General features: G+C 60.6%; 14 protein-coding genes and 1 pseudogene. 12 read left to right on the forward strand and 3 right to left on the reverse strand.

Annotated features, from left to right (window positions below; all coding sequences use genetic code 11):
• The first annotated feature begins 122 nt into the window (after window positions 1-122).
• From apaG to HB675_RS24450, 7 genes are all read left to right on the forward strand, one after another.
• Window positions 123-503, forward strand: a complete 381-nt coding sequence (gene apaG / locus HB675_RS24420) for a Co2+/Mg2+ efflux protein ApaG (RefSeq protein ID WP_213881729.1) — start codon at window positions 123-125, stop codon at window positions 501-503.
• Window positions 503-1,387: a symmetrical bis(5'-nucleosyl)-tetraphosphatase gene (locus HB675_RS24425; protein ID WP_213881730.1), complete on the forward strand. Its 885-nt coding sequence runs from the start codon at window positions 503-505 to the stop codon at window positions 1,385-1,387. Before apaG ends, HB675_RS24425 begins: the two co-directional genes overlap by 1 nt.
• Window positions 1,388-1,415: 28 nt before the next feature.
• Entirely contained in the window at window positions 1,416-1,745 is a 330-nt protein-coding gene (glpE, locus tag HB675_RS24430) for a thiosulfate sulfurtransferase GlpE (protein WP_213881731.1), read from the forward strand.
• A 287-nt stretch (window positions 1,746-2,032) separates the two neighbouring features.
• The gene (locus HB675_RS24435) at window positions 2,033-3,955 is read left to right on the forward strand and encodes a PrkA family serine protein kinase (protein WP_213881732.1); all 1,923 of its coding nucleotides are present in this window, start codon (window positions 2,033-2,035) and stop codon (window positions 3,953-3,955) included.
• A 152-nt stretch (window positions 3,956-4,107) separates the two neighbouring features.
• Window positions 4,108-5,382: a YeaH/YhbH family protein gene (locus HB675_RS24440; RefSeq protein WP_213881733.1), complete on the forward strand. Its 1,275-nt coding sequence runs from the start codon at window positions 4,108-4,110 to the stop codon at window positions 5,380-5,382.
• On the forward strand, window positions 5,379-6,941 hold the full coding sequence (locus tag HB675_RS24445) for a SpoVR family protein (protein WP_213881734.1): 1,563 nt from the start codon (window positions 5,379-5,381) through the stop codon (window positions 6,939-6,941). The genes HB675_RS24440 and HB675_RS24445 overlap by 4 nt, the downstream gene beginning before the upstream one ends.
• Window positions 6,942-7,009: 68 nt before the next feature.
• A complete protein-coding gene (locus tag HB675_RS24450; protein WP_213881735.1) occupies window positions 7,010-8,239 on the forward strand; it encodes a multifunctional CCA addition/repair protein in 1,230 nt (409 codons plus the stop codon).
• Window positions 8,240-8,317: 78 nt separating this feature from the next.
• Here the strand turns inward: HB675_RS24450 and folK are convergent, their stop codons facing one another.
• Window positions 8,318-8,836, reverse strand: a complete 519-nt coding sequence (folK, locus tag HB675_RS24455) for a 2-amino-4-hydroxy-6-hydroxymethyldihydropteridine diphosphokinase (RefSeq protein ID WP_213881736.1) — start codon at window positions 8,834-8,836, stop codon at window positions 8,318-8,320.
• Window positions 8,827-9,180, reverse strand: a complete 354-nt coding sequence (gene folB, locus HB675_RS24460) for a dihydroneopterin aldolase (RefSeq protein ID WP_213881737.1) — start codon at window positions 9,178-9,180, stop codon at window positions 8,827-8,829. Before folB ends, folK begins: the two co-directional genes overlap by 10 nt.
• A gap of 73 nt (window positions 9,181-9,253) precedes the next feature.
• Here folB and plsY point away from each other — a divergent pair, with 73 nt between their 5' ends.
• Window positions 9,254-9,823 carry a glycerol-3-phosphate 1-O-acyltransferase PlsY gene (plsY, locus tag HB675_RS24465; RefSeq protein WP_213881738.1) on the forward strand — a complete coding sequence of 190 codons (570 nt, stop codon included), beginning with the start codon at window positions 9,254-9,256 and terminating at the stop codon, window positions 9,821-9,823.
• Here the strand turns inward: plsY and tsaD are convergent.
• Window positions 9,820-10,845: a tRNA (adenosine(37)-N6)-threonylcarbamoyltransferase complex transferase subunit TsaD gene (gene tsaD / locus HB675_RS24470; RefSeq protein ID WP_213881739.1), complete on the reverse strand. Its 1,026-nt coding sequence runs from the start codon at window positions 10,843-10,845 to the stop codon at window positions 9,820-9,822. The two genes, plsY and tsaD, sit on opposite strands and share 4 nt — an antisense overlap.
• Before the next feature lie 201 nt (window positions 10,846-11,046).
• Between tsaD and rpsU the strand changes: the two genes are divergently transcribed.
• From rpsU to HB675_RS24490, 4 genes and pseudogenes are all read left to right on the forward strand, one after another.
• Window positions 11,047-11,262: a 30S ribosomal protein S21 gene (gene rpsU / locus HB675_RS24475; protein ID WP_002551877.1), complete on the forward strand. Its 216-nt coding sequence runs from the start codon at window positions 11,047-11,049 to the stop codon at window positions 11,260-11,262.
• Window positions 11,263-11,524: 262 nt separating this feature from the next.
• On the forward strand, window positions 11,525-13,504 hold the full coding sequence (gene dnaG / locus HB675_RS24480; protein WP_213881740.1) for a DNA primase: 1,980 nt from the start codon (window positions 11,525-11,527) through the stop codon (window positions 13,502-13,504).
• Between the two features lie 67 nt (window positions 13,505-13,571).
• Window positions 13,572-15,422, forward strand: coding sequence for an RNA polymerase sigma factor RpoD (gene rpoD, locus HB675_RS24485; RefSeq protein ID WP_213881741.1), 1,851 nt, complete (start codon window positions 13,572-13,574; stop codon window positions 15,420-15,422).
• A gap of 221 nt (window positions 15,423-15,643) precedes the next feature.
• Window positions 15,644-18,592, forward strand: a pseudogene (locus tag HB675_RS24490) (EAL domain-containing protein); the annotation flags it as partial.
• Window positions 18,593-18,837 lie beyond the last annotated feature (245 nt).

Genomic DNA, 18,837 nt, shown 5'->3' on the forward strand with positions numbered 1-18,837 from the left:
CGCTGCGCCCATTCGCTCGGCGGGAGGCGCATCGATCCGGACGCGTTGCGGTCTCATGTCCTAGACTGATGAAATCGGCGGTGCCGGTTTTATCCTGCGTTTGTATTGGAAAGGCCCATTGCATGCCTGATTCTCGTTACCAGATCGACGTCAGCGTCGTCACCCGCTTCCTGGCGGAGCAATCCCAGCCCGAGCAGCAGCGCTTTGCGTTTGCCTACACGGTTACGGTCCAGAACAACGGTGAGGTGCCGGCTCGTCTGCTCTCGCGCCACTGGGTCATCACCGATGGCGATGGCAAGGTGGAGGAGGTTCGCGGCGCAGGGGTGGTCGGGCAGCAGCCGCTGATCGCCGCCGGCCAGAGCCACACCTACAGCAGCGGCACGGTGATGACCACCAAGGTGGGCAACATGCAGGGCAGCTACGAGATGCTGGCCGATGATGGCCAACGCTTTCATGCGGTGATAGCGCCTTTCCGGCTGGCGGTGCCCGGAGCCCTGCACTGATGACGGTGTACGCGGTCGGTGACCTGCAAGGTTGCCTTGAGCCCTTGCAGTGCCTGTTGGATCAAGTGGCTTTCGATGCGCGCAAAGATCAGCTCTGGCTGGTGGGTGATCTAGTCAATCGCGGCCCGCAATCCTTGGCGACCTTGCGCTATCTGTATGCCATGCGCGATGCCTTGACGTGTGTGCTGGGCAATCACGATCTGCACCTGCTGGCAGCGGCCGCCAATCCGGAGCGCCTGAAAAAGGGCGACACTCTTCGCGAAATCCTCGACGCTCCAGACGCCCCCCTGCTGCTCAGGTGGTTGCGCCAGCAAAAGTTGCTGCATTACGACGAACAGCGCAACACCGCTCTGGTGCATGCCGGCATTCCTCCGCAGTGGAGCATCCAGAAGGCCGGACGGCTGGCGGCGGAGGTGGAAACCGTGCTGCGCGATGACAACCTTTACCCGGCTTTTCTGGAAGGCATGTACGGGAACGAGCCGAACAAGTGGGACAAGGATCTGGAAGGCATTGCGCGGCTGCGCACCATCACTAACTACTTCACCCGAATGCGCTTCTGCACCCGCGATGGCAAGCTCGACCTCAAGGGCAAGGAAGGCGCCGACTCGGCGCCGCCCGGCTATGCTCCGTGGTTCAGTTACAAAGAGCGTAAAACCCGTGAGCAGAAGATCATCTTTGGCCACTGGGCAGCCCTTGAAGGTCGCTGTGACGAGCCTGGCGTCTTTGCCCTCGACACTGGCTGCGTGTGGGGCAACCGCATGACCTTGATGAACATCGACACCGGACAGCGCTTCGGCTGCGACTGCACCCAGGATGGCCACGCGGCCGCCGCGCAAAAACTGCCCGGCGACATTAGTACCGCAGCGTCCCCCCGGCTAGAATGACGCTTCAGCCAGCCACCAGGAGCGCTCCATGACCGAATTCAAACGCATCCCGCCCGCACAAGCCCAGGCTCTGCGAGAGCAAGGTGCGGTCGTGGTCGATGTCCGCGACCCCCAGACCTTCGCCAGCAGCCACATCGCCGGCGCCCTGCACCTCGATAATCATTCGCTGCACAGTTTCATCACCGGGGCCGACCTCGACAAGCCCGTGGTCGTGGTCTGCTACCACGGCAATTCGAGCCAAAGCGCTGCCGCCTACCTGGTGGGCCAAGGCTTTTCCGACGTCTATAGCCTCGATGGCGGATTCGAGTTGTGGCGCACCACTTATCCAGATGAAACAGCGCAAAGCGCCCCGCAATAAATTCAGCAATTTTTTTTGGGCGTCTACCCCGCAGGATACGCGGGCTGACGACCCCAAGCGCCGCGCGCGGCGCTTAACTAATTTCGCATTCCGCCTTGAAGTCTCCGATTCCGAACTACTCTTAAGCTCAGGCCATCCAAAACAGGGGAGAGCCGGTACACCGGCGCGCGGGTCATCGGTAACGATTTCAAGGTGTTTGGGGGGTATACAGAAGTCGGTTATCGGCTTCTGCCAGCATCAAACTGAGTGACCCGACGCCGGCTCCACGTATCGAGCGAGGTGACGTCATGAGTATTTTTAGCCACTTCCAACAACGCTTCGAATCCACTCGTCAGGAAGAGCTGTCGTTGCAGGAGTATCTCGAACTCTGCAAACAGGACCGGAGCACCTACGCTTCGGCTGCTGAGCGGATCCTGATGGCCATCGGTGAGCCGGAGTTGCTCGACACGTCGACCAATTCGAGGTTGTCGCGGATTTTCTCCAACAAGGTGATCCGGCGGTACCCGGCATTCGAAGACTTCCACGGCATGGAAGACTGCATCGATCAAATCGTGTCCTACTTCAGGCACGCGGCGCAGGGCCTGGAAGAAAAGAAACAGATCCTGTACCTCCTGGGTCCGGTGGGCGGCGGTAAGTCCTCCCTTGCCGAAAAGCTCAAGAGCCTGATCGAGAAGGTGCCCTTCTACGCGATCAAGGGTTCGCCCGTGTTTGAATCGCCCTTGGGCTTGTTCAACGCTACGGAAGATGGCGCGATTCTCGAGGAAGATTTCGGGATCCCCCGACGCTATCTCAATACCATCATGTCGCCCTGGGCGACCAAGCGGCTGTCTGAGTTCGGGGGCGACATCAGCCAGTTCCGCGTGGTGAAACTGTACCCGTCGATTCTCAACCAGATCGGCGTGGCCAAGACCGAACCGGGCGACGAGAACAACCAGGACATCTCCGCACTGGTGGGCAAGGTCGACATCCGCAAGCTCGAGGAGTATTCGCAGAACGACGCCGACGCCTACAGCTACTCGGGTGCATTGTGCCGGGCCAACCAGGGCATGATGGAATTCGTCGAGATGTTCAAGGCGCCGATCAAGGTCCTGCACCCCCTGCTGACCGCGACGCAAGAGGGCAACTACAACAGTACTGAAGGGCTGGGCGCCATCCCTTTCAACGGTATTCTGCTGGCCCACTCCAACGAGTCGGAATGGCACAGCTTTCGCAACAACAAGAACAACGAGGCGTTCATCGACCGGATCTACATCGTCAAGGTCCCGTATTGCCTGCGGGTCAGCGACGAAATCAAGATCTACGACAAGCTGCTGTTCAACAGCTCCCTGTCCAAGGCCCATTGCGCCCCCGACACCCTCAAGATGCTCGCCCAGTTCACCGTGCTGTCGCGGCTCAAGGAGCCGGACAACTCGAACATCTACTCCAAAATGCGCGTGTACGACGGTGAAAATCTCAAGGATACCGATCCCAAGGCCAAGTCCATTCTCGAATACCGCGACAGCGCGGGTGTCGACGAGGGCATGAACGGCCTGTCCACGCGCTTTGCGTTCAAGATCCTGTCCAAGGTCTTTAACTTCGACCCCCACGAGATTGCCGCCAACCCTGTTCACCTGCTCTATGTCCTCGAGCAGCAAATCGAGCAGGAGCAATTCCCGGCCGAAGTGCGCGAGCGTTATCTGCGCTACCTGAAGGAGTATCTGGCACCGCGTTACATCGAGTTTATCGGCAAGGAGATCCAGACCGCGTACCTGGAGTCCTACAGCGAGTACGGACAAAACATCTTCGACCGTTACGTGCTGTACGCCGATTTCTGGATTCAGGACCAGGAGTATCGCGACCCGGAAACCGGCGAGATCCTCAATCGCGTGGCACTCAACGAAGAACTGGAAAAAATCGAGAAACCGGCCGGTATCAGCAATCCGAAGGATTTCCGCAACGAGATCGTCAACTTTGTTCTGCGCGCCCGTGCCAACAACAACGGCAAGAACCCGACTTGGCTCAGCTACGAGAAGCTGCGGGTGGTGATCGAGAAGAAAATGTTCTCCAACACCGAAGACCTGCTCCCCGTCATCAGCTTCAATGCCAAGGCCAGCAAGGAAGACCAACAGAAGCACAACGACTTTGTCAGCCGCATGGTCGAGCGAGGTTACACCGACAAGCAAGTACGACTGTTATCCGAGTGGTACCTGAGGGTCCGCAAGTCCCAGTGAAGCAGCGCTGAGTTGCAAAGCTGACCGCTGCGGGCACGTGCAGTACGCCAGGCTCGACATTCTGCCGGCCTGGCGTTGTGCTGATGTGCGCCAGCCACAGCTTTTGACTCGTAGCTTGCAGCTAAAGCCTGAAGCTGCCCGGAGGGCCCCTTATGAGTTACGTGATTGACCGACGCCTGAATGGCAAGAACAAGAGCACGGTAAACCGCCAGCGCTTCCTGCGGCGGTACCGCGACCACATCAAGAAAGCCGTGGAAGAGGCGGTCAGCCGCCGCTCCATCACCGATATGGAGCACGGCGAACAGATCAGCATTCCCGGCCGCGATCTCGACGAGCCGGTCTTGCACCATGGCCGTGGCGGCAAGCAGACCGTGGTCCACCCCGGCAACAAAGAGTTCACCGCCGGCGAACATATCGCCCGCCCTCAAGGCGGCGGCGGTGGAGGCAAGGGGCCTGGCAAGGCGGGCAACTCCGGCGAAGGCATGGATGAGTTCGTCTTCCAGATCACCCAGGAAGAGTTCCTTGAGTTCATGTTCGAAGACCTCGAGCTGCCGAATCTGGTCAAACGCAACCTGACCGGCACCGACACCTTCAAGACGGTCCGCGCCGGGATCAGCAACGAGGGCAATCCCTCACGCATCAACATCATCCGCACCCTGCGCTCGGCCCATGCTCGGCGCATCGCACTGTCGGGCAGCAGCCGTGCCCGCCTCAAGGAAATGAAAGCCGAGCTGGTGCGTCTCAAGCGCGATGAACCCGACAACTTTGGCGATATCCAGGCCGTTGAGGCCGAAATCGAAAAACTCAGCGCCCGCATCCACCGCGTTCCGTTCCTCGACACCTTCGACCTCAAATACAACCTGCTGGTCAAACACCCCAACCCAAGCTCCAAGGCGGTAATGTTTTGCCTGATGGACGTTTCTGGCTCCATGACCCAGGCCACCAAGGACATTGCCAAGCGCTTCTTCATCCTGCTCTATCTGTTTCTAAAGCGTAACTACGACAAGATCGAAGTCGTGTTCATCCGCCATCACACCAGTGCACGTGAAGTGGACGAAGAAGAGTTTTTCTATTCTCGGGAAACCGGCGGCACCATTGTGTCCAGCGCCTTGAAACTGATGCAGGAAATCATGTCTGCCCGCTACCCCACCAGCGAGTGGAACATCTATGCGGCCCAGGCCTCGGATGGCGACAACTGGAATGATGATTCGCCGATCTGCCGAGAGATTCTGGTCAAGCAGATCATGCCGTTCGTGCAGTACTACACTTACGTCGAAATCACGCCACGGGAGCATCAGGCCTTGTGGTTTGAATATGAGCGCATCGGTGAGTCATTCGCCGATACGTTCGCCCAGCAGCAGCTGGTGTCGGCCGGGGATATCTATCCGGTCTTTCGTGAACTCTTCCAGCGCAGGTTAGTGTCATGACCGCTAGAGAGCAGAAACGCCAACCGTTATCCACCGGCTCGGAATGGACGTTCGAGCTGATCCAGGCCTACGATCGAGAAATCAGTCGCATCGCCGAGCGCTATGCGCTGGACACCTACCCCAATCAGATCGAAGTGATCACCGCCGAGCAGATGATGGACGCCTATGCCTCGGTGGGCATGCCGCTGGGTTATCACCACTGGTCCTACGGCAAGCACTTCCTGAGCACCGAGAAATCCTACAGCCGGGGCCAGATGGGCCTGGCCTACGAGATCGTGATCAACTCCGACCCCTGCATTGCCTACCTGATGGAAGAAAACACCATCTGCATGCAGGCACTGGTGGTTGCCCATGCCTGTTATGGGCACAACAGTTTTTTCAAAGGTAACTATCTGTTTCGCACCTGGACCGATGCCAGTTCGATCATCGATTACCTGGTGTTCGCCAAGCAGTACATCATGCAATGCGAGGAGCGCCACGGCATTGACGCCGTCGAAGATCTGCTCGACTCCTGCCATGCGCTGATGAACTACGGTGTGGACCGCTACAAGCGGCCTTATCCGATCTCTGCCGAAGAAGAGCGGCGCCGGCAGAAGGACCGCGAAGAGCACATGCAGCGGCAGATCAATGACCTGTGGCGTACCATACCCAAAAGTGCGGACAAGTTCAGCGAGAAAGACAGCGCGCGCTTCCCGTCCGAACCACAGGAAAACATTCTTTACTTTATCGAGAAGCACGCGCCCTTGCTCGAGCCCTGGCAGCGTGAAGTGGTGCGCATCGTGCGCAAGATCGCCCAGTACTTCTACCCGCAGCGCCAGACCCAAGTGATGAACGAGGGTTGGGCAACGTTCTGGCACTACACGCTGATGAACGATCTGTATGACGAGGGCCTGGTGACCGACGGCTTCATGATGGAGTTCTTGCAGTCCCATACCAGTGTGGTCTACCAACCGGGTTTCGACAGCCCCTATTACAGCGGCATCAACCCTTATGCACTAGGCTTTGCCATGTACCGTGACATCCGCCGGATGTGCGAGCACCCTACGGAGGAAGATCGCCGCTGGTTCCCGGAAATTGCCGGCAGTGACTGGCTTTCTACCATCAAGTTTGCCATGAGTAGTTTCAAGGACGAGAGTTTCATCCTGCAGTACCTGTCGCCTCAGGTCATTCGCGACCTGAAGCTGTTCAGCATCCTGGACGACGACCAGCGTGAAGACCTGACCGTGCCGGCCATTCACGATGAGCCGGGATACAGGATCATCCGTGAAACCCTGGCGGCCCAATACAACCTGGGCAACCGCGAGCCCAACGTGCAGATCTGGAGCATCGACCGTCGCGGGGACCGTTCATTGACCCTGCGCCATCAACAACATGACCGCAAGCCACTGGGCGAATCCACCGAGGAAGTGCTCAAGCATCTGCACCGGCTGTGGGGTTTCGACATTCATCTGGAAACGCTGCAAGGCGACCAGATCATGAAGACCCATCACGTGCCGCCACGCAGCGATCACGGTGATGGCGACTATGGCCGTCTGGACCTGGCAGTCGTCCACCTCTGACGCAATGATCCAAACCTCCGCGGGCCGCGAGCATCAGGTTATCCTGTGCAGCCAACGGAGGTTTTTTCATGCGTATCTACAAAGTCGGCGGCGCCGTCCGTGACCGTCTTCTCGGCTTGCCGGTCAGTGATATCGATTGGGTGGTGACCGGCGCCACTGCCGAGCAGATGACCGAACTGGGCTACAAGCCAGTGGGCAGCGACTTCCCGGTGTTCCTGCATCCACACACCCAAGAGGAGTACGCCCTCGCCCGCACCGAACGCAAGAGTGGGCGCGGCTACGGCGGTTTTGTCTTTCATGCCGACCCGCAAGTGACGCTGGAACAGGATTTGATTCGGCGCGACTTGACCATCAACGCCATGGCCGAAGATGAACACGGCCAACTGACCGATCCCTATCACGGCCAGAACGATCTGGACGCCAAGGTCCTGCGCCATGTGTCGCCGGCATTCGCCGAAGATCCTTTACGGGTGCTGCGCGTCGCACGGTTCGCGGCGCGCTATGCCAGCCTGGGCTTTGTCGTGGCCGACGAGACCCTCGCGCTGATGCGGGTGCTGAGCGAATCCGGTGAACTGCAGGCGCTCACGCCTGAGCGCAGCTGGAAGGAAATCTCCCGCGCGCTGCTGGAGCCACAGCCCCAGGTGTTCATTCAGGTGCTTCGCGACTGCGGGGCGCTGCAACAGCTGATGCCGGAAGTCGACGCGCTGTTCGGCGTCCCACAGCCGCCCGCCCACCATCCGGAAATCGACAGCGGCGTGCATACCCTGAGCGTGCTGGAGCAGGCCGCCCGATTTGCCCACCCGCTGACAGTACGCTGGGCCTGCCTGCTGCACGACCTGGGCAAGGGCACCACGCCGCCCGGCGAATGGCCCCGGCACATCGCCCACGAACATCGCGGCCTCAAACTGATCGGTGCGGTCAACCAGCGTTTCAAGGTGCCGAAGGACTGCGCCGAACTGGCCCTGCTGGTGGGCCAGTTCCACACCCACGGACACCGTGCGCTGGAACTCAAGCCATCGACGCTGCTGGAGTTGTTGCAAAGCTTCGACGTCTACCGCCGGCCCCAGCGCTTTGAAGAGTTTGTCGTGTGCTGCGAAATGGATGCCCGTGGCAGGTTGGGGCTGGAGGATCGCCAGTATCCACAGGCCGATTACCTGCGCGGTGCAGCCAAGGTGGCTCGGGAGCAAGCGGTGCAACCGCTGTTGGACCAGGGCTTCAAGGGGCCTGAGCTGGGGGAGGCGTTGAAGCGCGAACGCTTGCAGGCGCTGACCCGGTACAAGACTTCCAGCGCTCTCTAGGGCGGAGCTTGCTCGGAAACCAGACGCCGCTACCGAAACAGGTGTATGACGGCAACCGCTTCCCGAGCAAGTTTGCTCCTACAGGCCAAACGAAGCCGTGAGATCCCGCCCCCGCCACTCGAACGCAACGGGCGCCAGCACTTGATCAATCTGTGCCTCGGCCCACAACGTCGCAAAAGTCTTCCCGACCCCCCGATGTATCTGCGTCGGTGCGATCAACGACAGTGGCCACAAGACAAAGGCATTCTTCAGGATTTCGGCGCGCGGCAGTTCCAGGCCATCGACGTTACCGGTGTGCTCGCCGTAGGTCAGCACGTCGATGTCCAACGGCAAGCCCCGTCGACCCGGTGCATATCGGCCATTGTCGGCTTCAATGATTTTCAGCCGACGGTCCAGCTCCAGCAGCGGCAGATCGGTTTGCGCCGCCACCACCAGATTGAAGAACGGCCCACTCTTGATCCCCACCGGCGCACTCTCGAACACGGGAGAGCAGTGCAGGTGATGCAGGAATCCGCTCAAGGCATCGAGCCCGGCACAGAGGTGGATTTCTCGGTCGATATTGCTGCCCAGACCGAGCAGGATTGGCGTCAACGACATCCGCGCTCGATCTCCACGCCCACGCCCTTGGCGGCCGGGACGGCGCCGGGCTTGGTCACTTTGAGGCGTAGCCAGGGAATGTTGAACTCCGTCAGCAGCACCTGCGCCAAGCGCTCGGCGAAGGTCTCCACCAGCTCGAACTTCGAGACGCTGGCAAAAGCCTGGATACGCGAAGAGACCGTGGCGTAATCCAACGCCAGGGTCAGGTCGTCACCGGCCGCGGCCGGGCGGTTGTCCCAGGCAAAACTCAGGTCCAGGCGCAGGCATTGAACGATGTCCCGCTCCCAATCGTAGGCACCGATCACGGTGTCGACCTCCAGACCCTCGATGAAAACTGTGTCCAAACACTTCACTCCGCAGCACGACAAGGGCGCGACGCGCCGTTAGAATCGGGCGTCCCTACCCGGAATAGTAAGCATGTTTTGGTTGCTGGCGTTACTTGCCTACCTGCTGGGCTCACTGTCCTTCGCCATCGTTCTCAGCCACCTGACCGGTAGACCCGATCCGCGTCTTGGCGGGTCGGGAAACGCTGGCGCGACCAACATGTTACGCCTGGCCGGCAAAAAACTCGCCATCCTCACCTTGCTCGGCGATCTGTGCAAGGGCCTGCTGCCGGTCCTGATCAGCCGGTGGGCGGGGGCCGGACTGCAGGACCAGGCATGGATCGGCCTGTGCGCGGTGGTGGGCCACCTGTACCCCCTGTACTTTCACTTCAAAGGCGGCAAAGGCGTCGCGACCGCCGCGGGCATGCTGCTGGCCCTTTACCCGCCCGCCGCACTGCTCGCGGTACTGGCCTGGCTGCTGACGTTCTACTTGACCCGCACCAGTTCTCTCGCCGCCCTGATCGCCATGCCGCTGACCCTGCCATTGCTGGCCTGGCGCGAGCCCCAGGCCCTCCTGCCGATCTGCGTGCTCACTGCCCTGATCGTCTGGCGCCACCGCAGCAATCTGCGAGACCTGCTCGCCGGCCGCGAACGTCATTTCTAGAGAGCAGCGAGCTGCTCCATCGGCCAACGGGCCTGCACACTGATCGCCAGGCTTTCATGCTGCCCGGCCTGCAAGCGCTGGCAACCGGCGTAAGCGATCATTGCGCCATTGTCGGTGCAGAATTGCGGGCGGGCATAAAATACCTCGCCACCGATCCCCGCCAGCATGGTTTCCAGCGACTCGCGCAATGCCTTGTTGGCACTCACGCCGCCGGCGATGACCAGGCGCTTGAGCCCGGCATGCTTGAGCGCGCGCTTGCATTTGATGGTGAGAGTGTCCACCACCGCCTGCTGGAAGGCCAGCGCGATGTCGCTGCGGGTTTGCTCGTTGTCGTCCCCGGCGATCTGGCGTTGCTGCCAGGTGTTGAGGGCCGAGGTTTTCAAACCGCTGAAACTGAATTCCAGCCCTGGCCGATCGGTCATCGGCCGCGGGAAGGTAAACCGCCCGGCCACGCCTTGTGCCGCCAGGCGGGCGATTTCCGGCCCGCCGGGATAATTGAGCCCCATCATCTTCGCGGTCTTGTCGAACGCCTCGCCCGCTGCATCGTCGAGGGTCTCCCCCAGCAGCTCGTACTGGCCAATCCCGTCGACCCGTACCAGCTGGGTGTGGCCCCCGGAAACCAACAAAGCGACGAACGGGAACTGCGGCGGTTGCGGCTCCAGCATCGGGGCCAGCAGATGACCTTCCATATGATGCACTCCCAGGGCCGGAATGCCCCAGGCGAACGCCAGTGCCTGAGCACAGGAAGCCCCCACCAGCAGCGCGCCCACCAGGCCGGGGCCGGCGGTGTAGGCAATGGCGTCAATCTCCGTGGGAACACAATCCGCTTCGGCCAGGACCTGACGGATCAAGGGCAGCATGCGCTTGACGTGATCACGGGAGGCCAGCTCCGGCACGACGCCGCCGTAGGCGCGATGCAGATCGATCTGGCTGAATAATGCGTCAGCCAGCAAACCCCGCTCGCTGTCGTATAATGCGACTCCAGTTTCGTCGCAGGATGTTTCCAATCCCAGTACTAGCATGGGTTGTGGCCTTGTGTAGGCTGAATTCGAAGGCGCGCATGATAGTCGCCGCTCGTACCCTCGACCAGTCCTTTTCGATCAGAGGCTTTGCATTCCGGGCAGCTAAGGGTTAACATCCGCAACCCTTAAAAACCGACGTCCTTGAGCGCATGTTTTGCCCCCAGGAACGTTGACCCCGGTAATGAATGAAGGTAGCTCTGGATGCCAGCCGTCAAAGTTAAAGAGAACGAACCCTTCGACGTAGCTCTGCGTCGTTTCAAGCGCTCCTGCGAAAAAGCCGGTGTACTGGCTGAAGTTCGTAGCCGCGAATTTTACGAAAAACCGACTTCCGAGCGTAAGCGCAAGGCAGCAGCCGCTGTCAAACGTCACGCCAAGAAAGTACAGCGCGAACAGCGCCGCGCCGTTCGTCTGTACTAATCTACAGCCGACCGTCGAAAGTTTCTGCCTGGCCCGGCCTCAAACCGGGCTGTCGGCAGTAACAGCTACACGCAGTAACGCCTCAAACGTCAGACCTGGCTCTGTTGCCAGATTGTGCACGTTTTACTGACGAGCCTTTACCGGCTACCGACGAGCACGCCTATTTCCTGCCTTTACCACGCTTCGATACAGCTCGGCTGATCGGACGTAGCAGCGTTTCCGATACACTCTGTTCAGCCTATCGCTTGATGAAGAGAACGCCATGGCCGGGCTGATTCCCCAAGGTTTTATCGACGACCTCCTCAATCGCACCGACATCGTCGATGTGGTGACTTCACGCGTCTCGATGAAAAAGGCCGGCAAGAACTACACCGCTTGCTGCCCGTTCCACAAGGAAAAGACCCCTTCGTTCAGCGTCAGCCCCGACAAGCAGTTTTATTACTGTTTCGGCTGTGGCGCCGGCGGCAATGCGCTGGGGTTCATCATGGACCACGACAACCTGGATTTCCCCCAGGCGGTCGAGGAACTGGCCAAGGCCGCCGGCATGGAAGTGCCGCACGAAGAAGGTCGCGGCGGCAACAAGCCGCGCCAGCCGACCGATTCGCCGCTGTACCCGTTACTGACCGCAGCAGCCGACTATTATCGCCAGGCCCTGAAAAACCATCCCACCCGCAGGGCGGCAGTGGAATACCTCAAGGGCCGCGGGCTGTCCGGGGAAATCGCCCGGGATTTCGGCCTGGGCTTCGCCCCGCCCGGCTGGGACAATCTTTTCAAGCATCTGAGCAGCGACACCCTGCAGCAGCGCGCGATGATCGACGCTGGTCTGCTGATCGAAAACGCCGAATCCGGCAAGCGCTATGACCGCTTCCGTGACCGAGTCATGTTCCCGATCCGCGACAGCCGCGGCCGGGTCATTGCCTTTGGCGGCAGGGTACTGGGGGATGACAAGCCCAAGTACCTGAACTCCCCGGAAACCCCGGTGTTTCACAAGGGCCAGGAGCTTTACGGCCTGTACGAAGCGCGCAAGCACAATCGCAACCTCGACGAGATCATCGTCGTCGAGGGCTACATGGACGTCATCGCCCTGGCCCAGCAAGGCCTGCGCAACGCCGTCGCTACCTTGGGGACAGCCACCAGCGAGGAGCACCTCAAACGCCTGTTTCGCGTGGTGCCCAGCGTGCTGTTTTGCTTCGACGGCGACCAGGCCGGCCGCAACGCTGCCTGGCGCGCGCTGGAAGCGGCTCTGCCCAGCCTGCAGGACGGACGCAAGGCGCGATTCCTGTTCCTGCCCGAAGGGGAAGACCCGGACACTCTGGTGCGCAGCGAAGGCACCGATGCCTTCCGTGCCCGGATCAACCAGCATGCGCAACCGCTGGCGGACTATTTCTTCCAGCAACTGACCGACGAAGCCGATCCGCGCTCGCTGGAAGGCAAGGCCCACATGGTGACCCTCGCCGCGCCGCTGATCGACAAAGTGCCGGGGGCCAACCTCAAGGCACTGATGCGCAATCGGCTCAGCGAAATCACCGGGCTCACCGGCGAGGCGATGAACAACCTGGCGCAGAGCGCTCCGCGCCAGGCGCCACCGGTCTACGACCCGCACATCAACTACGATGCGGTACCGGGCTACACGCCGGACTACAGCGGCCAGCAGGCCGATGAATGGCAGCCGCAACAGGAATGGCAGCCGCAACAACAGTGGCAGCCCGACAAACCCGGCGGCCAGAAGAAGAAATGGGAAGGCAAACCTTGGGACAAGAAGGGCAAGCGGGATTTCGAGCCGCGACCGCCACCCCGCACCCCGACCACCGTAGAGCCGCCGACCCTCAGCGCATTACGGACACTGCTGCATCACCCGCAGCTTGCCGAGAAAGTCGAAGATGCGAGTCATTTCGCCGACGAACAGCACATTTATGCCCAACTGCTCGTGGCGCTGCTCGAGGCCCTGCAGAAAAACCCCAAGCTGCGTTCGCTGCAATTGATCGCCCGCTGGCACGGAACCGACCAAGGGCGACTTTTACGCGCCTTGGCAGAGAAAGAATGGCTGATCGATGCCGATAACCTTGAACAACAGTTTTTCGACACTATAACTAGCTTGTCCGCTCGCCAACGCGAGCGCAGCCTCGAACATTTGCTCAGGAAAGCCCGTCAGGAAGACTTGAGCATCGAGGAGAAAAATCAGCTGCGAGATCTCTTAAGTCGCAATGTTCTTGCACAAACCCCGACCTCAACTGGCGCGTGAGGTCCTGGCTCGGGTATAATCCCCGGCTTGTTTTTTGCCCGCCAAGACCTTCAGTGGATAGGGTGTTATGTCCGGAAAAGCGCAACAGCAGTCTCGCATCAAAGAGTTGATCACCCGTGGTCGTGAGCAGGGTTACCTGACTTACGCCGAGGTCAACGACCACCTGCCCGAGGATATTTCAGATCCGGAGCAGGTGGAAGACATCATCCGCATGATCAACGACATGGGGATCAACGTATTCGAGAGTGCTCCGGATGCGGATGCCCTTTTGTTGGCCGAAGCCGATACCGACGAGGCCGCTGCGGAAGAAGCAGCGGCTGCGCTGGCAGCTGTGGAAACCGATATCGGCCGCACGACGGACCCGGTGCGCATGTACATGCGCGAAATGGGCACCGTCGAGCTGTTGACCCGCGAAGGCGAAATTGAAATCGCCAAGCGGATCGAAGAGGGCATCCGTGAGGTGATGAGCGCAATCGCGCACTTCCCCGGCACGGTCGAGCACATCCTCTCCGAATACGATCGCGTCACCACCGAAGGCGGCCGTCTGTCCGACGTCCTCAGCGGCTACATCGACCCGGACGACGGCATTGCGCCACCGGCCGAAGTGCCGCCGCCTGTCGATCCGAAAGCCCCGGCAGCTGCCCCGGCCGACGACGATGAGGAAGAAACCGCCGAGGCGAGTGACGATGAGGAAGAGGCCGAGAGCGGCCCGGATCCGGTCATCGCTGCACAGCGTTTCGGCGCCGTGGCCGATCAGCTCGAGCTCACCGGCAAGGCGCTGAAGAAGCATGGCCGTGCCAGCAAGCAAGGCATCGCCGAATTGCTGGCCCTGGCCGAGCTGTTCATGCCTATCAAGCTGGTGCCCAAGCAGTTCGAAGGCCTGGTCGAGCGCGTACGCGGTGCATTGGACCGTCTGCGTCAGCAGGAACGCGCCATCATGCAGCTCTGCGTGCGTGATGCCCGCATGCCACGTGCCGATTTCCTGCGCCAGTTCCCGGGCAACGAAATCGACGCCGGCTGGAGCGAGTCGCTGGCCAAGGGCAAGAGCAAGTATGCCGAAGCCATTGGTCGCCTGCAGGCCGACATCCAGCGCTGCCAGCAGAAGCTGGTCGCATTGGAAGCCGAAACCGGGCTCACCATCGCCGAGATCAAGGACGTCAACCGTCGCATGTCGATCGGTGAAGCCAAGGCTCGTCGCGCCAAGAAGGAAATGGTCGAGGCCAACCTGCGCCTGGTGATTTCGATCGCCAAGAAGTACACCAACCGTGGCCTGCAATTCCTCGATCTGATCCAGGAAGGCAATATCGGCCTGATGAAGGCGGTAGACAAGTTCGAATACCGTCGCGGCTACAAGTTTTCGACCTACGCTACCTGGTGGATTCGTCAGGCGATCACTCGCTCCATCGCCGACCAGGCGCGCACCATCCGTATTCCGGTGCACATGATCGAAACGATCAACAAGCTCAACCGTATTTCCCGGCAGATGTTGCAGGAAATGGGTCGCGAACCGACCCCGGAAGAGCTGGGTGAACGCATGGAGATGCCTGAGGACAAGATCCGCAAGGTATTGAAGATCGCCAAAGAGCCGATCTCCATGGAAACCCCGATCGGCGACGACGAAGACTCCCATCTGGGCGACTTCATCGAAGACTCGACCATGCAGTCGCCTATCGATGTGGCGACGGTGGAAAGCTTGAAGGAAGCCACGCGCGAGGTGCTCTCGGGCCTTACCGCCCGCGAAGCAAAGGTACTGCGTATGCGCTTCGGCATCGACATGAACACCGACCACACGCTTGAAGAGGTGGGTAAGCAATTCGATGTCACGCGCGAGCGGATTCGTCAGATAGAAGCCAAGGCGCTGCGTAAACTGCGGCACCCGACGCGAAGCGAACATCTGCGTTCGTTCCTCGACGAGTAATACCCCAAACCCCCGGCCCGCCGGGGGTTTTCAATTGTGTCTGAAACGCCGCCCTGCGACTTCCCGTCGCACCCCTGCCCCGTCTACACTCGACTCAATTCATTTGAGCCCGAGGCGCTGTCATGCGCATACCGCGCACTCTCCTGCTATTGACCCTGCTGCCGCCCCTGGCGTGTGCCGAGGCTTCCGCACCGGCGGATGGCGGGCCCTATGCGGGCAACGAAATCCTCACCTACGGCTTGCCTGGCTTGCTGATACTCTGCGCCCTGCTCGCTATCGTTGTACGCACAAACCGCCGCATGACCTCGGAAATCACCCGCCGAGTCGCTCTGGAGCAAGAGCTGCGCAGCAGCGAATACCACTACCGCGGCCTTGTGGAAAGCCTGTCGGCCATTGCCTGGGAAGCTGACACCGCCGATTACACGTACAGTTATGTCTCTCCACATGCCGAATCCCTGCTGGGCTACCCCATCGCCAGTTGGTACCAACCCGGCTTCTGGCAAAGCATCCTGCACCCTGACGACAGCCTCTGGGCCCAGGCCTATTGTGCGAGCGAAACCGCCGCCCGGCGCAATCACAGCCTCGACTACCGCGTCAAAACCGCTGATGGCCACTGCGTCTGGGTTCGCGACATCGTCAGCCTCATCGACCATGGCCGACAACCGGTGATGCGCGGCCTGATGATCGACATCAGTGAAACCAAGAAAACCGAAGAAGCCCTTCGCCTGTCCGAGCAAAAGTTTGCCTCGGTGTTTCGTCAGTGCCCGGACATTCTCGTGCTCGCCCGCCAGAGCGACGGCTGCCTGCTGGAAGTCAACGCCGCGTTCGAAGACCAGATCGGCCTCCTCGCCCATCAAGTGGTTGGCCGCACAACGGCAGAGCTGGGCATCTGGGGGATCGACGGCGCCGGCCCGGCACTGTTGCGACAGATCAAGCAAGGCCGCTTGCGCAACCTTGAAATGCCGTTTCGGCGCAGCAATGGCGAGGTCTTCACCGGCCTGATCTCGGCAGAACCCTTCGACCTCGATACACTGCCGGCGATGGTCGTGGTGGTTCGCGACATCACCGACCTCAAAGAAGCCGAACAGCGCCTGCAAATCTCCGAGGAAAAATTCGCCAAGGCCTTCCACTCCTCCCCCGATGGCATGCTCCTGACCCGGCAAAGCGACGGCAAGCTGCTTGAGGTCAATGAGGGCTTTACCCGTATCACCGGTTACCCCATCGATGTGCTGTTGCAGCACTCGACGCTGTCGCTGGGCATCTGGGTCGACCTCAAGCAGCGCCAACGCCTGATCGAACGCATGCACCAAGAAGGTAATGTGCGTGATTTTGGCTGCATGATCCGCCGCAAGGACGGACAGATCCGCTTGTGTGAGGTCTCTTCGCGGCCCATGCCGATTGGCGGGGAAGCCTGCATGCTCACCGTTGCCCGGGACATCACCGAGCGCCACCTCATGCAGGAAAAACTGCAACTGGCTGCCACCGTGTTCGAAAGCACCGCTGAAGGGGTGCTGATCACTGACACGCGCCAGCACATCAGCGCCGTCAACCGCGCCTTCACCGAAATCACCGGCTATGCCGAACACGAAGCGCTGGGCGAGACCCCCCGCCTGCTTGCCTCAGGCCAGCATGACAGCGCCTTTTTCGTTGCCATGTGGCACCAACTTGCCGCTGTCGGCCACTGGCAAGGGGAGATCTACAACCGCCGCAAGAACGGCGAAGTCTATCCCTGCTGGCTGACCATCAATGCCGTGCGCGATCGCGACCAGGTCATCAACCATTTCGTCGCCGTGTTCGCCGACATCTCCAGCCTCAAGCACGCCCAGGCGCGTCTTGACTATCAGGCCCACCACGACCCGCTGACCGGGCTGCCCAACCGCACCCTCTTCGAAAGCCGCCTGCAAGCCGCCCTCAACGACCCCGGCGACGGCAACAGCCAGGGCGCCGTGCTGTTTCTCGACCTGGACCGCTTCAAGCACATCAACGACAGCCTGGGCCACCCCGTGGGTGACCTGCTGCTCAAAGGCATCGCGCAGCGCCTCAAGGAACAGGTGCGCGACGTCGACACCGTCGCGCGCCTGGGCGGCGACGAATTCATCATCCTGCTTCCCGGCCTGCACCACGCCAGCGATGCCGCCCATATCGCCAACAAACTGCTGGCCTGCTTCGTCCCGCCCTTCCAGGCCGGCGAACACGAGTTCTTCACCAGTGCCAGCATCGGCACCAGCCTCTACCCCCAGGACGGCGTCGATGTCGCCACCCTGGTGAAAAACGCCGACGCCGCCATGTACCGCTCCAAGGCCAAAGGGCGCAACCGCGTCGAGAGCTACACCCACGACCTTACCACCCAGGCCAGCACCCGCGTCGCCCTCGAACACGAATTGCGTCGCGCCATCGAGCGCAATGAACTGAGCCTGCATTACCAACCCAAATTCAGTCTGATAGACCAACACCTGGTCGGCGCCGAAGCCCTCATCCGCTGGAACCACCCCACCTTCGGCGACGTGGCTCCGGAACACTTCATCGCCCTGGCGGAAGAAAATGGCACCATTCTGCAAATCGGCGACTGGGTACTGGAACAAGCCTGCCGCCAGATGCGCACCTGGCACCGCCACTACCGCCCCTTCGGGCCGCTGTCGGTCAACCTCGCCGGCGCCCAGCTACGCCAGACCAGCCTGCTGGAACGTATTACGGGCCTGCTCCACGACAACCAACTGGACCCCGGCTGTCTCCAGCTGGAGATCACCGAAAACTTCATCATGAGCCAGACCGAAGAAGCCCTGGAAATCCTCCACCAGCTCAAGCACCTCGGCGTACAACTGGCCATCGACGACTTCGGCACCGGCTATTCATCCCTCAGCTACCTCAAGCGCCTGCCCCTGGATATCCTCAAGATCGACCAGTCCTTCGTCCGCGGCCTGCCCGACGACACCCACGACGCCGCCATCGTCCGCGCCATCATCGCCCTGGGCCGAAGCATGCAGCTCACCGTCATCGCCGAAGGCGTCGAAACCCCTGCCCAACAGGACTTCCTCGCCGCCGAAGGCTGCGAACACATGCAAGGCTACATCGTCAGCCAACCCCTGCCCCCCGAAGAATTCGCCGCAACATTTCTGCACATGAGCGTTTCGGATCTTTCGGATGGCACGTTACGCAAACCGTCGTTATAATCCGCGGCCACTGGGGGCCTATAGCTCAGTTGGTTAGAGCAGGGGACTCATAATCCCTTGGTCGTAGGTTCTTATGTAGGGTGCTCAGCAGGTGCACATTTGTACGTGATGCGTAGTCTGGTAAACTGTTGATGTGAAAGACTTTGGGCCTCTAGCTCATGTTGGTTAGAGCAGCGGACTTAACGGTTCAGAGCCTACCCCCTTCACAGGGCATGGTGATGAGCAAATGGGTTGCTTTAGGGTAA

Source organism: Pseudomonas sp. dw_358 (assembly GCF_018449655.1).
Lineage (GTDB): Bacteria > Pseudomonadota > Gammaproteobacteria > Pseudomonadales > Pseudomonadaceae > Aquipseudomonas.

What these genes read in the sequence shown, in the direction of transcription:
- folK (WP_213881736.1), bottom strand. Translation starts at nt 8,836, where the DNA reads ATGTCGTTGACGCCAATCCTGCTCGGTCTGGGCAGCAATATCGACCGA.
- dnaG (WP_213881740.1), top strand. Translation starts at nt 11,525, where the DNA reads ATGGCCGGGCTGATTCCCCAAGGTTTTATCGACGACCTCCTCAATCGC.
- glpE (WP_213881731.1), top strand. Translation starts at nt 1,416, where the DNA reads ATGACCGAATTCAAACGCATCCCGCCCGCACAAGCCCAGGCTCTGCGA.
- tsaD (WP_213881739.1), bottom strand. Translation starts at nt 10,845, where the DNA reads ATGCTAGTACTGGGATTGGAAACATCCTGCGACGAAACTGGAGTCGCA.
- HB675_RS24435 (WP_213881732.1), top strand. Translation starts at nt 2,033, where the DNA reads ATGAGTATTTTTAGCCACTTCCAACAACGCTTCGAATCCACTCGTCAG.
- HB675_RS24440 (WP_213881733.1), top strand. Translation starts at nt 4,108, where the DNA reads ATGAGTTACGTGATTGACCGACGCCTGAATGGCAAGAACAAGAGCACG.
- rpsU (WP_002551877.1), top strand. Translation starts at nt 11,047, where the DNA reads ATGCCAGCCGTCAAAGTTAAAGAGAACGAACCCTTCGACGTAGCTCTG.
- rpoD (WP_213881741.1), top strand. Translation starts at nt 13,572, where the DNA reads ATGTCCGGAAAAGCGCAACAGCAGTCTCGCATCAAAGAGTTGATCACC.
- HB675_RS24450 (WP_213881735.1), top strand. Translation starts at nt 7,010, where the DNA reads ATGCGTATCTACAAAGTCGGCGGCGCCGTCCGTGACCGTCTTCTCGGC.
- HB675_RS24445 (WP_213881734.1), top strand. Translation starts at nt 5,379, where the DNA reads ATGACCGCTAGAGAGCAGAAACGCCAACCGTTATCCACCGGCTCGGAA.
- plsY (WP_213881738.1), top strand. Translation starts at nt 9,254, where the DNA reads ATGTTTTGGTTGCTGGCGTTACTTGCCTACCTGCTGGGCTCACTGTCC.
- apaG (WP_213881729.1), top strand. Translation starts at nt 123, where the DNA reads ATGCCTGATTCTCGTTACCAGATCGACGTCAGCGTCGTCACCCGCTTC.
- HB675_RS24425 (WP_213881730.1), top strand. Translation starts at nt 503, where the DNA reads ATGACGGTGTACGCGGTCGGTGACCTGCAAGGTTGCCTTGAGCCCTTG.